This is a genomic window from Psychrobacter sp. DAB_AL32B (assembly GCF_002224105.1).
Taxonomy (GTDB): Bacteria; Pseudomonadota; Gammaproteobacteria; order Pseudomonadales; family Moraxellaceae; genus Psychrobacter.
Genome location: NZ_NEXU01000123.1, coordinates 1 through 15,625, shown reverse-complemented (window position 1 = coordinate 15,625; position 15,625 = coordinate 1). Strand labels below are relative to the sequence as shown.

Annotated in this window: 16 protein-coding genes; 8 read left to right on the top strand and 8 right to left on the bottom strand. The window is 42.7% G+C overall.

What is annotated here, in order from left to right; genetic code table 11:
* Positions 1-348 precede the first annotated feature (348 nt).
* The 4 genes from CAN34_RS13280 (at position 349) to CAN34_RS13265 (ending at position 3,949) form a co-directional block, all read left to right on the top strand.
* Positions 349-1,356 (top strand): DUF1852 domain-containing protein, encoded by a 1,008-nt coding sequence (locus tag CAN34_RS13280; RefSeq protein WP_089556048.1) that lies wholly within the window; start codon positions 349-351, stop codon positions 1,354-1,356.
* Positions 1,357-1,399: 43 nt separating this feature from the next.
* Entirely contained in the window at positions 1,400-2,446 is a 1,047-nt protein-coding gene (locus CAN34_RS13275; RefSeq protein WP_089556047.1) for a methionine synthase, read from the top strand.
* A gap of 74 nt (positions 2,447-2,520) precedes the next feature.
* A complete protein-coding gene (locus CAN34_RS13270; RefSeq protein ID WP_089556046.1) occupies positions 2,521-3,036 on the top strand; it encodes a flavin reductase in 516 nt (171 codons plus the stop codon).
* 79 nt (positions 3,037-3,115) lie between these two features.
* Positions 3,116-3,949: a sulfite exporter TauE/SafE family protein gene (locus tag CAN34_RS13265; protein ID WP_089556045.1), complete on the top strand. Its 834-nt coding sequence runs from the start codon at positions 3,116-3,118 to the stop codon at positions 3,947-3,949.
* A gap of 141 nt (positions 3,950-4,090) precedes the next feature.
* Here the strand turns inward: CAN34_RS13265 and glmS are convergent, their stop codons facing one another.
* The 8 genes from glmS to hisF form a co-directional block, all read right to left on the bottom strand.
* Complete coding sequence (gene glmS / locus CAN34_RS13260; protein ID WP_089556044.1) at positions 4,091-5,935, bottom strand: glutamine--fructose-6-phosphate transaminase (isomerizing); 1,845 nt, start codon at positions 5,933-5,935, stop codon at positions 4,091-4,093.
* A gap of 170 nt (positions 5,936-6,105) precedes the next feature.
* Complete coding sequence (locus CAN34_RS13255; RefSeq protein ID WP_089556043.1) at positions 6,106-6,468, bottom strand: hypothetical protein; 363 nt, start codon at positions 6,466-6,468, stop codon at positions 6,106-6,108.
* A gap of 112 nt (positions 6,469-6,580) precedes the next feature.
* Complete coding sequence (gene glmU / locus CAN34_RS13250; protein WP_089556042.1) at positions 6,581-7,957, bottom strand: bifunctional UDP-N-acetylglucosamine diphosphorylase/glucosamine-1-phosphate N-acetyltransferase GlmU; 1,377 nt, start codon at positions 7,955-7,957, stop codon at positions 6,581-6,583.
* A 172-nt stretch (positions 7,958-8,129) separates the two neighbouring features.
* Positions 8,130-8,720 (bottom strand): phosphatidylglycerophosphatase A, encoded by a 591-nt coding sequence (locus tag CAN34_RS13245; RefSeq protein WP_089556041.1) that lies wholly within the window; start codon positions 8,718-8,720, stop codon positions 8,130-8,132.
* A gap of 3 nt (positions 8,721-8,723) precedes the next feature.
* Positions 8,724-9,758: a thiamine-phosphate kinase gene (thiL, locus tag CAN34_RS13240; protein WP_089556040.1), complete on the bottom strand. Its 1,035-nt coding sequence runs from the start codon at positions 9,756-9,758 to the stop codon at positions 8,724-8,726.
* A gap of 2 nt (positions 9,759-9,760) precedes the next feature.
* Positions 9,761-10,915 carry a transcription antitermination factor NusB gene (gene nusB, locus CAN34_RS13235; protein WP_089556039.1) on the bottom strand — a complete coding sequence of 385 codons (1,155 nt, stop codon included), beginning with the start codon at positions 10,913-10,915 and terminating at the stop codon, positions 9,761-9,763.
* 259 nt (positions 10,916-11,174) lie between these two features.
* Positions 11,175-11,696, bottom strand: a complete 522-nt coding sequence (gene ribE / locus CAN34_RS13230; RefSeq protein ID WP_079692868.1) for a 6,7-dimethyl-8-ribityllumazine synthase — start codon at positions 11,694-11,696, stop codon at positions 11,175-11,177.
* Positions 11,697-11,843: 147 nt separating this feature from the next.
* Positions 11,844-12,626, bottom strand: a complete 783-nt coding sequence (gene hisF, locus CAN34_RS13225) for an imidazole glycerol phosphate synthase subunit HisF (RefSeq protein WP_089556038.1) — start codon at positions 12,624-12,626, stop codon at positions 11,844-11,846.
* 189 nt (positions 12,627-12,815) lie between these two features.
* Between hisF and CAN34_RS13220 the strand changes: the two genes are divergently transcribed.
* The 4 genes from CAN34_RS13220 to CAN34_RS13205 form a co-directional block, all read left to right on the top strand.
* Entirely contained in the window at positions 12,816-14,066 is a 1,251-nt protein-coding gene (locus CAN34_RS13220; protein ID WP_089556037.1) for a homoserine kinase, read from the top strand.
* A gap of 62 nt (positions 14,067-14,128) precedes the next feature.
* A complete protein-coding gene (locus CAN34_RS13215) occupies positions 14,129-14,389 on the top strand; it encodes a DUF2007 domain-containing protein (protein ID WP_089556036.1) in 261 nt (86 codons plus the stop codon).
* Positions 14,390-15,298, top strand: coding sequence for a class II glutamine amidotransferase (locus CAN34_RS13210; RefSeq protein ID WP_079692864.1), 909 nt, complete (start codon positions 14,390-14,392; stop codon positions 15,296-15,298). It begins immediately after the preceding gene.
* A 19-nt stretch (positions 15,299-15,317) separates the two neighbouring features.
* Positions 15,318-15,625: toll/interleukin-1 receptor domain-containing protein (locus tag CAN34_RS13205; RefSeq protein WP_133063025.1), on the top strand; the 308-nt coding region annotated here is incomplete at its 3' end.

Genomic DNA, 15,625 nt, shown 5'->3' with positions numbered 1-15,625 from the left:
TTTCGAATCTACTTTAAACTTCTCACTTGTGGCAAGTCCGGTATGTCCTTGCCGATAGTATGCGATGACTTCGATCTTGAAGTCTAGTGTGTAACGCATAAAAATACCCCATAAGTTGTGTCCAACTTATGGGGGTCAGTTCACAAAAGAGGTTTTTTTGATTTCTCTGGTTATGAATTCTTCGCTATCTCATCCTCTTTCCTACCAACAACTTAATAACATGAATCTTACTCATCTTTAAATTAGATTACATCGTTTTTATTCATGGTTTGGTTTAGGTATGATTACCTCATACACAAATTTGGTTTTATCTCAGATAACGAGATTAGATGAAGGTAGCGAATCACCATGAGTAAAGAATTCACCTGTTCAATTAAGCGCATACGTTTTGATGAAAACTATCATCCTGCAGACAGCACACGTCTAACGACTAACTTTGCGAATTTGGCTCGTGGCGAGCATCGTCAAGAGAACTTACGCAAAACGTTAAGAATGATCAATAATCGCTTCAACGCCTTGGCGCATTCGGATAATCCGACTGCAGACCGCTATTCTGTTGATGTTGATATTATTTCTGCAAACATGGATATTGAAGGCGATGGTAATGAATTCCCTATCATCGAGATGCTAAAAACAACAATTATTGACCATAAAGAAAATAAGTGTATTGACGGTATGATCGGCAACAGTTTCTCCTCCTATGTACGCGACTATGATTTTAGCGTCGTACTGTTAGAACATTTCGATAAAAATCCATCATCTCCACCGCCAGAAGATTTTGGTGATTTACACGGCAAACTGTTTCAATACTTATTGAGCTCAGAGGCTTATAAAGCCAACTTTAATAAACAACCAGTGATTTGCCTCAGCGTGTCAACCAGTAAAGCTTATCACCGTACTGCCAATCAGCATCCGGTATTAGGGGTTGAATACCGACAGGATGAGTATTCATTAACCGATGATTATTTTCACAAAATGGGCTTAACAGTTCGCTACTTCATGCCTGCAGATAGTGCTGCACCTTTAGCGTTTTATTTTGCGGGTGACTTGCTGAGTGATTACACCGATTTTGAGCTAATCAGTGCTATTAGCACTATGGAAACTTTCCAAAAGATCTATCGGCCTGAGATTTACAATGCCAATTCTACAGCGGCTCAAGTGTATCAGCCAAGCTTAAAGTACCAAGATTATTCATTGACTCAAATTGTGTATGACCGTGAAGAGCGCAGCCAGATGGCGGTGACGCAAGGCAAATTTACGGAAGAACAGTTCATCAAGCCATACCAAGCCATTCTTGAAGAGTGGGCTGCAAGCTATGTGGTGACCAACCACACTGTTAAAAAATACGCTGCTTAACTAGCCGAAATATAGAATACAAATTAATAAGAAGATGAATCACATGACAACATTATCACCGACACCAATATTATTACCGACCTCAACCGCGGGCAGCTTACCAAAACCCTCTTGGCTGGCAGAACCTGAGAAAATTTGGTCACCTTGGGCATTAGAGGGTGAGCAATTGATTGAAGCCAAGCAAGATGCGCTGCGTTTGACATTGCAGGAACAACTGCATGCAGGCATTGATATCGTCAGTGATGGCGAGCAGACCCGTCAGCATTTTGTGACCACATTTATTGAACATCTTGATGGCGTAGATTTTGAGAAGCGTAAAACGGTTAAAATTCGTGATCGCTACGATGCCAGCGTGCCGTCAGTCGTTGGCGCGGTGAGCCGTCAAAAACCAGTATTCGTTGAAGATGCTAAGTTTTTACGTCAGCAAACCAATCAGCCGATTAAATGGGCGTTGCCCGGCCCGATGACGATGATTGATACGTTATATGATAATCACTATAAAAGCCGTGAAAAATTGGCTTGGGAATTTGCTAAAATTCTGAATCAGGAAGCGAGAGAATTGGAAGCGGCGGGTGTGGATATTATTCAATTTGATGAGCCGGCATTTAACGTGTTCTTTGATGACGTCAATGACTGGGGTATCGCCACGTTAGAGCGTGCCATCGAAGGTCTAAAATGTGAAACGGCAGTGCATATTTGCTACGGCTATGGTATTAAAGCCAACACCGATTGGAAAAAGACATTGGGTTCAGAGTGGCGTCAATATGAGCAAGCCTTTCCTAAACTGCAACAGTCTAATATTGATATTGTCTCACTTGAATGTCAAAACTCACATGTTCCAATGGATTTAATAGAATTGATCCGTGGTAAAAAAGTGATGATCGGTGCGATTGATGTGGCAACCAATACTATTGAGACCCCTGAAGAAGTGGCCAATACGCTACGTAAAGCCCTGCAATTTGTCGATGCGGACAAGCTCTATCCGTCGACTAACTGTGGCATGGCACCGTTGTCTCGCCAAGTAGCCCGCGGTAAGCTTGCGGCTTTAAGCGCAGGCGCAGCAATCGTTCGTAAAGAACTGATAGCCTAGTATTTATAAGTAAGTATCAGTACGTGCCAATACTTACTAAGCTCAAATTTGGGAATGTAGCAAGGATGAAAGATATGATTGAAGCAACTGATTTTAGAGACGCCATGTCTTTATTAACAACTGCGGTTAATGTTGTTACTACAGAAGGTCCGTCTGGTATGCACGGATTTACCGCCTCTGCGGTATGTAGCGTTACAGATACGCCGCCTACGTTGCTGGTTTGCATGAATCATAGCTCGCGCTCACATGCCCATTTTATTGACAATAAAATCCTAAGTGTCAATGTGTTGGGCGCACAGCATGAGCAAATATCCAATGCATTTGCCTCCAAATTGAGTTCAGAAGAGCGATTCGAATACGGTTCTTGGACGCAATTACAAACCGGTGCACCTGTGTTAGAGGATGCACTGGTGAATTTTGATTGTGAGATCGAGCAAATTCAAGAGGTTGGTACGCATAGTATCTTTATGTGTCGTGTGGTCGCCGTCAGGCATGGCGATCAAAAAAGCGAGCAACAAGATGGAACTAATGAAAGTTTGGTCTATTTTAATCGTTCTTATCATCAAGTCGGTCAAGTAGAAATCGCTTGAGTCATGAAAAGCGTTAAAAAATTGCCATTTAACAGAAATAACTCTTTAACCAATCATTTAAACGAGAAGTAACTATCCTGTGGAATTAATCATTTTTTTAGTAATAGGCGCTCTAGCAGGATTTGCGGCAGGGCTTTTTGGCGTTGGCGGCGGAACGATTATCGTGCCATTGTTATTTATCGTCTTTACCCAAATGGGTTACAGTCCTGATAATATCATGCATCTGGCTTTAGGCACTTCACTGGCAACCATTATTGTCACGTCTATCAGCTCGTTGATGGCACACAATAAAAAAGGCGCCGTCATGTGGCCTGTTTTTAAAAATCTGGCACCAGGCTTAGCGGTTGGTTGTTTTTTAGGGGCAGGCATTGCAGGACAGATATCTGGGCTGTATCTTCAGCTCATCGTTGGTGTATTTTTGTTGTGGGTCGCCTATAAGATGTTTATGGGTGGCAAAAGGACGGTAGATAGCAATGCTACCAATGCTGGTGATACTAGCAATGCTAATACAGCACTTCCTTCAAAACCTAAGCAATTAGCAGCAGGTGGAATTATCGGTATCGCTTCTGCCATTTTTGGTATCGGCGGCGGCAGCTTAACAGTACCTTATCTCACGCGTTATGGGGTGGTCATGCAAAAAGCAGTTGGCACCTCAGCGGCGTGTGGTTTGCCTATCGCCATTGCCGGCGCTTTAGGCTTTATGATTTTTGGGATGCAGGAGGATATAAACGTCCCCAATACGATTGGCTTTGTGCACATTTATGCCTTTTTAGGGATTAGCATTATGAGTTTTTTCACTGCTAAGCTAGGTGCAAAAGTCGCTCATATACTATCGCCAGAGCTGTTGAAGAAATGTTTTGCTGTTTTATTAACCGTCGTAGGATGTTACTTTCTTTATAAAGGGCTGCTTTGATTGGTTATAAATATTACTGCTCATAAAAAAATCCTTCGCCATCTCTTTAATATAAGATAGCAAAGGATTTAGTATCACACAATAGTATGATAGGTATATATAAAGTACTCGCCTACAAACATCTATAAAAAATAGTAAACATTATTCAACTGTTACTGATTTTGCCAAGTTACGTGGCTGATCGACATCCGTACCACGCATCACCGCCACATGGTATGACAACAACTGTACTGGCACGCTATAAACAATCGGTGCAAGCGTCTCGCAAACATCAGGCACATAGACCACGTGCAATCTATCTTCGGCGACCATTTGACTGGATTCACTCGCAAATACAAAAAGCTCACCATGACGTGCATGCACTTCTTGCATATTGGCTTTTAGCTTATCAAACATACTGTCTTTAGGTGCTAGCACCACGATAGGCATATCTTTATCCACCAAAGCTAATGGTCCATGCTTAAGCTCGCCTGCCGCATAGCCTTCGGCGTGAATATAAGAGATTTCTTTAAGCTTTAATGCGCCTTCTAATGCGATTGGGAACTGTAAACCACGACCTAGGAACAAGCAGCTCTTTTTGTATTCAAAATGTTCACTCATGACCTTGATAGGCGCGTCTAAGCGTAAGCTGGCATGGAGCTGATTGGGTAGCTGTTGTAACTCACCAATCAGCGTACTCAAGTTTTCGTCAGTCATGCGCTGCTGGATGACGCCTACCTTTAATAACAATAACATCAAGGCAGCGAGCTGAGTGGTAAAAGCTTTGGTAGACGCCACGCCGATCTCGGGACCCGCAAGCGTTGGTAAGAAGATATCTGTTTCACGTACCAATGATGAGGTCGGCACATTACACAATGCCAAACTAACCAGCCCAACAGGCGACTGTTTTTGAATATCACGTAGCGCAGATAAAGTGTCAGCAGTCTCGCCCGATTGAGAAATACAAATCACTAAGGAGTTATCGATCACGACTGGATTGCGATAACGAAACTCACTGGCAACCTCAACCGAACAAGGTACACGAATAAGACTCTCAAACCAGTATTTTGCGACCAGACCTGAATGATAGCTGGTACCACAAGCGATCACTTGTACGTACTTAATACCTTTTAATTGTGCTTCATGACGTTGCAAGAAATCATCGCGCAGTTTAGAGGGCTCATCGCGATCTAATGCCATCTCGATAGTACGAGCGACCGCATCGGGCTGCTCGTAGATTTCTTTGAGCATATAATGCTTAAATTCGCCCTTGTCCACATTGTGTTGTGCGGCGTCAATTTCATGTATTTGACGTGTAACCTCGACACCATCAGCATAAATCTGAATACGATTACGCGTCAATTTGGCAATATCGCCTTCTTCAAGATACATAAAGCGATTGGTGACTGGTAACAGTGCTAATTGATCGGAGGCGATAAAGTTTTCGCCAATACCTACGCCAATCACCAAAGGAGAGCCTAAACGTACTGTAATGAGCTCTTCTGGGCAATCAACATGGATAACACCAAGGGCAAATGCGCCATGTAATAGGGGAATAACAGCGCGAACGGCTTCTAGTAAGTCAGGCGTCTCTTTATAGATATCGTTAATCAGATGAGCGACGACTTCAGTGTCGGTTTGCGAGGTAAACACGTAACCTTTGGCAATCAAATCTTCTTTCAGCTCGGCATAGTTCTCTACGATACCATTATGTACCACCGCGATTTTGCCGGATACATGCGGATGCGCGTTACGCTGAGCAGGTTCTCCGTGAGTCGCCCAACGCGTATGCGCAATACCAATATGACCATCAAAAAACTCTGGATTTACTGCGACGGCATCGACTAACGCCTGAACTTTACCCACTTGGCGCTCACGATGGAGCTCGCCATCACGAATAACAGTCAGACCGGCTGAATCATAACCTCGATATTCCAGACGCTTGAGTCCCTCAAGTAAGATATTGGCGATATTACGCTCAGCTACTGCTCCAACGATTCCACACATAAATAATCCTTAAGTTCGATGTTTTAATATTCCAATACTTTAATGTTTCAACACTTAAATGTTTTGATATAGGGTGATATTTAGTGAATTTATAAATATGAATAAGCAGCACTGCAAATCATTGCGGTACTGCTCATTTTTTACATTGTCAGGCTTATATGGTTTCAGACTTATTCTGAGCCTTTAGTAAATTCAAAAACTTCACCTTGATTTGTTATGACTTTTTCAAAGCCTCTTTTTGCTTTTAATGACATAGCTGGGATATCGTTTACAGTAGCAGAGTCATCATCATTTATAAATATCCAAACTTCATTGCCATTAGGGTAGGTCATGATATAACGCTGGTAGGTACTATCACCAACTCCCATACCAACGCCCCAATTAAAATGGCACTTACCTGAATATTTTAATACTTTATTAGTATTATAGTATTTGCACTCTGCATCATACTCTAGGGTAGTACTAGCTGATGCTATTGAAAATGACATCATAGCTGTTGATAGTAGCAAAACAGTAGATAAGATAGTTTTCATAATAGTGCTCCCTAATACAAGCTATATTAAAATAAGCAGCATCATAAAAATTATCATGCTGCTTATGTTTGCTCAAACCTTGATATTAGCGACTTAACTATGAATAAACTCATTACTTTTTAGTCGGACGCTGAAAGTCATCTTTCTGTGTTTGACGAGCGCGACCAAAGGCTAGTGCATTAGCATCGACGTCTTTAGTAATCACTGAACCGGCTGCCACAGTAGCGGTATCCCCAATAGTCACAGGCGCTACTAAACTTGAGTTAGAGCCGATAAAGGCATTATCTTCAATGATAGTTTGTGATTTATTGACACCATCGTAATTGCAAGTAATCACACCAGCACCAACGTTGACACCAGTACCAATCGTTGCATCACCAATGTAGCTTAGATGATTAACCTTGCTACCGTGACCGATAGTTGATTTTTTAATCTCAACAAAATTACCGACTTTGCTGTTGTCAGATAATATGGTTTCAGGACGCAAATGCGCAAAAGGACCAATATCTACGCCTGCGCCAACTTCAGCGCGATCAATCACGCAATAAGGTTTGATATGGCAAGCATTGCCAATTTGGGCATTTTTGATGATACAACCAGCTTCAATATAAACGTTATCGCCTAAAGTGCAATCGCCTTCAAATACCACACCGACATCGACGAACACGTCTTGACCTGCGCTTAAGGTACCACGAATATCAACGCGAGTAGGGTCAGCAAACTGGACGCCAGCTTCTTGTAAGTCAGCGACCAGTTTACCCTGCCATGTGCGCTCTAAGCTGGCAAGTTGTTGGCGGTTATTGACGCCTTCAATCTCAAAAGTGTGCTCAGGCTCAATCGCCGCAATAGTGATACCATCAGCAACCGCCATTTTGACAATATCAGTCAGATAATACTCTTGTTGCGCATTATCATTAGATAGCTTGGGTAAAAACTTGTGTAGCAGAGCATTGTCTACGCAGTAAATTCCACTATTAATCTCTTGAATTTTTTGCTCATCGCTAGTGGCATCTTTTTGCTCGACAATGGCTTCAATATTACCCGCTTGGTCACGTTTAATACGACCGAGTCCAAATGGATTGTTTACCGTTAGCGTCAACATAGACATACCGTCAGTATTGGCAGCCTGTAGTGTCGCTAAAGTTTGACAGCTAACCAATGGCACGTCGCCGTACAGAATGAGGCTTTGTCCGTCTTTCGGTAGTTCAGATAGAGTCACTTTGACCGCATGTCCGGTACCTAGCTGCTCAGTTTGGGCGACCCAAGTAATGGGCAGATGTGCGTATTGATGGGCAATGTGCGCTTGTACTTGTTCGCCGCCAAAACCATAAACAATGATGGTGTCATCAACCGTCAATTGATGGCAAGTGTCTAATACGTGACCTAATAAAGACTTGCCAGCTAATGTCTGTAGCACTTTTGGCTTAGCTGACTGCATACGCGTGCCTTTACCAGCAGCGAGGATAATTACCGAAAGAGGAGATGTCATAATAGCCCTACAAATGTAACAAAATATAATTTGGGATTATAGCGTAAATTGCCATTTAACTAAAACGCTATGTCGTGACCTCTTTGTAATTCAGCTATCGCTAACAGCAATGCTAAATGATGAAAACGGTTTGGTTAAAATTATCTGGTTAAAAAATAAAACAAATGCGCTGCTAATCTGTAAAGTAAAAGATTATATTATAAATAATAACCCAAACTGCCGCCGCCATAATACCTGCGATAATATCGTCCAGCATGATACCAAGACCGCCAGCGACTTTTTTATCTGCCCAGCCAATCGGTGGCGGCTTAATAATGTCAAAAAAGCGAAAGAGTATAAATGCGATAATCAGAGCAGCGATAGAAAAGGGTTGCGAGATATTTTGCCAAAAATTAACATTAGCAATGCCCATATAAGACAAAGGCAATAGGGTAATCCACATACCTGCCCACTCATCCCAGACAATATGGGGATCATCATGACCACCCATCAGATCTGAGGTACGACCACATATCCAGATGCCAACGATGCAGGATAAAAGTGTGACAATCAAAAACGGCACAAAACCCAAGCTCAGCAGGGGTATAGCGACGATTAAGCCACCAACTGTGCCCCAAGTACCGGGCGCACGGCGCGGTAAACCACTGCCCAAGCCGAGACCGAGCCAATAAACCGCGCGGTCAAATATACTGGCATTGACTGGCAGAGGAGGGCAGTCATTGGCTTTACGGATGTCGGGCTTAACTAGGTCGTGATCAGTCATGGGTTAACCTGCAAAATGTTGGTAACCAGTAAGATTAGGCCAAATAGAAAACGGCGCTGGATGGGTCGGTGTTACCGGCTGTCCTTGATAATAAAGCTGAGGACGTCGATACGTCACATTATCTATACTGCTATCTTTATTATCAATCAAGGCAATCACATCACCAATATAAGTCACAGGCGTATTATTACTAACAGGCGGCTCGATATCAGCAGGCAAGGTAAAAGCCAGCTCATAATCATCACCACCAGCCAACTGACATAATAAACGCTCAGATAAATCAACGTTGGCTAATGGCTTGCTAGTAGGTAGCTGCTCAAGATTCAAGCGCATACCTACACGGCTTTGTTGGCAGATATGGCCAAGGTCTTGATAGAGACCATCGGAGATATCTATCATCGCAGTTGCCCCGATTTTTGCCAATGCTGCGCCTAATGCAATACGTGGGGTTGGCATATGTAGACGATGCGCTAGTTCGATACCTACAGCAATTTCAGGGTACTTTAGCGCATAAGCGGCATCCCCAAGTGCACCTGAGACATAGATTTTATCACCGACTTGCGCCCCTGAGCGATAGACGGCTGGTGTGTCTGCGGCAAGCAGTCCTTGGGCGCTGACACTCAGTATCAAACTATCACTGCGCGTGGTATCACCACCTATCAAAGCCACGCCAAATAACTGACAGGCATGAAATAGACCTTTGGCAAATTCAGTCAGCCACTTTTCATTGGCAAGGCGTTTAGGTAACGCTAACGCCAGTAAAATACTATGTGGTGTTGCGCCCATGGCGGCAATATCCGAGACATTAACGGCGACGGCTTTATAACCAATGGCAAATGCCAGTTTATTAACTTGTTCCCAATCAGCGCTAAAATGTCGACCTTGAACCAACGTATCAATACAACTGACTAAGCGCGCCCCTACAGGCAATGCAATCACTGCCGCATCATCACCGATGCCTTTTTCGACATTATTGGACAATGACTGTGCAGATTGCATCTGTACAAATATACGCTCAATCAGCTCAAATTCATTCATGGCTAGTCTTGGCTTTTTGCATCAGCATCGTTTAATTCGATGCTTTCTGATTCAGCTTGTTTTGTATCAACACTTTTTATATCAATACTAGCGCTATTCGAGTCAAGTAAGTCGACCTCTGCTGTAACATTATCATTGCTGTCATTGCTGTCATTGCTGTCATTGCTGTCATTGCTGTCATTGCTATCATTGCTGTCAACTATATTTTCTTCTACAGGCTTATCATTGACGATGTTTTCGGCACTAGCTGCAATCTCATTCGCTTTATCTGCGATAACTGGTTCAATGCTGGCTGGTTTAATAATAGTTTCTTCAACCGTGCTTTGAGCGTCGCTCTGTTTACTGGCTTTATAATCACTAATATTTGCACTGGCTTTACTGGCGCTATTACGTTTAACGCTGGCATTATTGGCACTGATACGTTTTTTACTTGAAGCAGTTGGTTGACTGTTATTATCAGTATCGACAGCATTTTCAGTTGTTTCTACTTGAGTAGCAGTAGGTACAGCAGCTTGCTTAATAGCCGATTTTTGAGAGGTACGTAGATTGGCTTTGGTATCGGCTTGTACTTCTATATCGCGTAGCTCAATCGCCATTCTATCCAGAACCGCATTAATCAGTTTATGCGCATCAGTGGCACCAAAATGATTATTCAATTTCATCGCTTCATCAAGCACCACTTTATAGGGTATCTCTAGGCGATTTTGTAGCTCATAGCTACCAATTAACAATATGGCGTGTTCAACGGTGTCCAGTTTATCGATTTCACGGTCAAGATGCTGACTGATAAGGGCGTCTAGCGCCTCAATCTGTTCTGGAATATCGCGCATCATTTCATGGTAATAGCCGATATGTACGGTATGCATGGCATTGGTGGCACGTGTACGGGCAGCGATATCATGCGGGGCATTGGCCTTCCAGCCAAGCTTGCCATCGATATCAAAGCGGCGGTCAGTGACGAGCCATTCATATAGACCTTGCATGGCAAAGCGCCGCGCCTTACGGATAGCGGTGTGACTGGTCTTGTAAGAAGACTCACTCATATCGAAGGTTTGATCACCCGCACTGCTGCTCGCGATACGCGTGGCTTCCGCTTCTCTATCATTGGTTTGTGCGGTTTTCGCAGCGCTAATAGCGCGCTTGAGTTGGTCAGTCATAAGGGGTCTATACCTAATTTTTAAGATAATAAGTTTTAAAATAAGATGTTAAATAGTAGTCGGCTGGCAAGTTTCGCCAGTCAGTTTTGGATATTGATGTTAGATACTTATAATGTTAGATACTTATATTAGATACTAACATTACATACTTGGGGCTATGATAATAACCATAGCCCCAATTAACTTAATAAAAATGATGCTGAAATAGCAATTAAATAATAATTAAAAGCTAATAAATACTATCTAGCAGTTAATAATACTAAGCGTCAGTGCTGTCGTCTTCAATATCTAGCTGTGATAGTACAGCAAGCATTTCTAGGACAACCATGGCTGCTTCTGAGCCCTTGTTACCGGCTTTAGTACCTGCACGCTCAATCGCTTGCTCGATACTGTCGGTGGTCAAAACGCCATTGGCAACAGGGATATTATAGTCCATAGCTACAGCGCTTAAGCCTTTTGCTGATTCGCTTGCGACAAAGTCAAAATGTGGTGTACTACCACGGATAATCGCGCCTAAGGCAACAATAGCGTCAAAGCGGTCAGATTCAGCAGCACGCTGGGCAACGAGTGGTAATTCAAAAGCACCAGGTACGCGAATGACGGTAATGTTGCTACCTAATACACCATGACGCAGTAGTGCATCAATCGCACCATCAACCAATGATTCAACGACAAAACCGTTAAAACGACCGACGACGATACCAATACGAACGTCTTCATTTTGATGTAAGTTGCCATCGATATGAGTCACGTCATTGCGTTGCTGTTGTAAATTTGACATAAGGTGTCCTTTATTCTAAATGAGAGTTATTAAGCAATATAAGTTTTTATTGATTGTTAGCGATTAAATAAGCGAAAACTAAATGATAATAAGTAGTTAGCGCTATGATAACATTTTTTGTAGCGGGATTTGTATTTTACCAACGTCTTACAAACGCATTTGTATACCTTGTGCTGCCATATATTCTTTAGCCTCCAAAATAGTATACTCACCGAAGTGAAATATACTGGCAGCGAGTACTGCATCGACGCCACCCTCTAATACACCTTCAGCCAAATGTTGTAGGTTACCGACGCCACCTGAGGCAATGACTGGCACAGTGACGCGGCTAGTAATTTGTTTCATTAATGCTAAATCATAGCCCTTTTTAGTACCATCGCCATCCATCGAAGTGACCAATAATTCACCAGCGCCAAGCTCCGCCATTTTGCTTGCCCAAGCGACGGCATCGATACCCGTTGGTTTACGTCCACCGTGAGTAAATATCTCCCAACGCGGTACGATAATACCGTCTATATTCATGTCAGCGACACGTTTGGCATCGATAGCCACAACGATACATTGGTTACCAAATTTTTGCGCTGCTTCACCGACGAACTCAGGGGTAAATACCGCTGCTGAGTTAATCGCCACTTTATCCGCGCCAGCATTAAGCAAATTACGAATATCGGCAATTTTACGTACGCCGCCACCGACGGTTAATGGCACAAATACCGTCTCTGCCATACGCTCAACCGTATGATACGTCGTATCGCGCTCATCATTGGTGGCAGTAATGTCCAAAAAAGTAATTTCATCAGCGCCTTGTTCATTATAGCGTTCTGCTACTTCGACTGGATCGCCAGCGTCTTTAATATCGACAAACTGTACGCCTTTGACCACACGACCATTATCAACATCCAAACAAGGAATGATACGCTTTGCTAACATAGGGTCTTTCGCCTTATAATCAATTCATTCTATAGGTGCTAGTCTAGCAAAATCACCAGCATATCAGGCAGATTTTCGCCAAATTAATGCGTTTTTAGCGAAAGATTGCTTATCGCAGTATCATTATTGTCATTACCCTCTAAATTCACGCTAATAAACTTCTTATTCAATTGCCAAAAGTGAGATGTCATGTCCGTCTATACCCAGTTAACCAATGATCAATTTGCCGCCTTTTGCCAACGTTTTGGCATATCGTTCGCGCGCGCCATTCCGATTACCCAAGGTATCAAAAACTCAAACTGGTTTATTCAGACGACTGACGATGTAGATGGCGCGCACTCTTATGTATTTACATTATTTGAAGAGCGCCCACCAGAGGACATCGAAAAGATGGCGGTTATTTTAAATCAGTTGCAAGGTAAATTACCGGTTGCTGCACCGCTGGCATTGGTTGATGATGAAGCGGTAGAAGATGATAAAAATAGTAATGCTAAAAGCTATGTCATTCATTATGACAATAAAGCGATTACGCTTGTACCCTGTTTAGCAGGGGCGCATCCAGAGCAAACCACACAAGCGATGTGTCATGAGATTGGCGCAGCGTTGGCGATGCTACATGAAACGTTGCAAGCATTACAGCCTGCCGAAGATTACGGCGTACCTTTGTATCCGTGGGCGGAAGTGCGCGACCGTGAAAGGCAGTTTATGCCAGGTGATGAAGCGAAATTAATGAGCGATATTTGGCGTGCTTACACAGATTTACCGCTTGCAACCTTGCCAAAAGGTTTATGCCATTTAGATATGTTTGCCGACAACACCTTATGGAACCTGCAAAAAGGTGAAGAGCGGCTTACAGGTTTATTAGACTTTACCGAAGTCAGTGTTGAGCATTATGTGATGGATATTGCCATTACCATTAATGATTTTTGTACCACGTGGGGCGATGCTGAGCAAGGCGAGTCAGTCAATTTTGATCGCAGTAAAATGGCTGCTTTCTTGCAAGGCTATGAGTCTAAACGCCCACTTGGCGATGATGAAAAACGCGCTTTGCCTGTTATGCTCGCAAAAGCAGCGGTCATCTTTTGGTTACTGCGCTTAAACGTTATCCATTACAACCGTACCGAAGGGCGTACCGGCGATAATATTATGGTCAAAAATCCTGACTTAATGAAACGCTTAGCGGCTTATCATTGGTCGCATGTAGAAAAAGCACAAAATACTGTATTTGTACTTGAGCATGCGCGTTACAAAGACGATGATAAGAATAATGATGTCGAATATTTTAAGTTAATCGGTGTATTTGTGACTGAACGCCAAGCGCAAGCCGCTATCGAGCAATTAAAATCACAACCTGGCTTTAAAGATTATCCAAACGGATTTCATATCGATGCTTATCCGTTAAACCAAATTAACTGGTCATCAGGATTCGGTTGCAATTAGAAATATAACAACTAAAAATATAGCAACGAGTTATATTTATACCTATTTAAAAGGAATTTGTCATGACCGATCAAGTTGATAACTGGCACAAACTGGCACGCTATGACACCAATATGCAAGGCGAGCTGCATGCCAATCTACTACGCAATAATGATATTACGGTTTCTCTACAACCGCTGAGTGCGATGCCGGGTATGAATTCAGGGATTGTGCTGTGGGTACAAGATACCGATTTGGCGCAGGCTCAACGTATTTTGGATAGCATTGATACGGACGAGGCAAGTTTGCCTGAATCAGACGACGATAACGGCGGTACTTTATAAATGTGTCAACTCTTAGGTATGAACTGTAATACACCAACCGATATCGGCTTTAGCTTTGCTGGATTTCGTCGCCGTGGCGGCATGACCGACAGTCACGAAGATGGCTTTGGCATTGCATTTTTTGAGCGTAGTGAATGCACTAATAATGACAAAGCAGAGAACGCCTCAACCGGTCTGCGCTTGTTCCATGACAATCATCCCAGCCATTTATCGCCAGTTGCTGATTTGGTTAATAATTATCCGATTAAAGCGATGAATGTCATCGCCCATATTCGTAAAGCGACCCAAGGGCAAAACTGTTTGGCGAATACCCATCCTTTTGTGCGTGAAGTCTGGGGTGAGCAATGGGTATTTGCCCACAATGGGCAGATGAATAGCGAATTTATTAAACGCTGTCAACGACTGCAAGACAATGGTAACGCCTCACATTGCCAACCGGTTGGCTCAACCGACTCTGAAATGGCTTTTTGTTATCTCGTTAATCGTCTTAAAAGTAGCTTTAAAACACGTCCTGATGACCAAACGCTATTTAATTTTTTAACCACCCAATGCCGTTATTTATCGGCTAATGGTTTATTTAATTGCCTAATATCGAATGGTAAGTGGCAGCTGGCTTATGCTGGTAGCTTATTGTTTTATCTGACTCGTAAAGCGCCATTTGGCGAGGCGAAGCTAGCTGATGATGATTTGGCGATTAACTTTGGCGATGTGACGACCGATAAAGATAAAGTGACTATCTTAGTGACTGTACCGTTGACTGAAAATGAAAAATGGCAGCAATTAGCCGTTAATGAATGCCTGATATTCCAAGATGGTGAGATTTTATTTAAAGACAGTCCAAGCCAGCGTAAGTTTTTGACGATTGAGGAAGGGATTGCGGTTGCGAGAGCAGTTGGGGCGAGTGTTTAATAAATAAAAGGATTCTATAATGTCTGTTAAGTTATTTGTAAGTTATGCACATAAAGATGAGCAGTACAAAGAAGATCTAGAAGAACACCTTTCTCCTTTGATTAGAAGTAATCTTATAGAGTCTTGGCATGACAGAAAAATTATGCCAGGAGATGAGTGGAAAAGCGAAATAGATTCAAATCTTGCAAATGCTGACATTATTTTATTTCTTGTAAGCTCTAGTTTTATAAGTTCGGATTATTGCCAAACTATAGAGGTCAAAACTGCTATAGATCAGCATAATGCGGGTCAATCTATACTGATACCAGTAGTTATAAGAACTTGTAA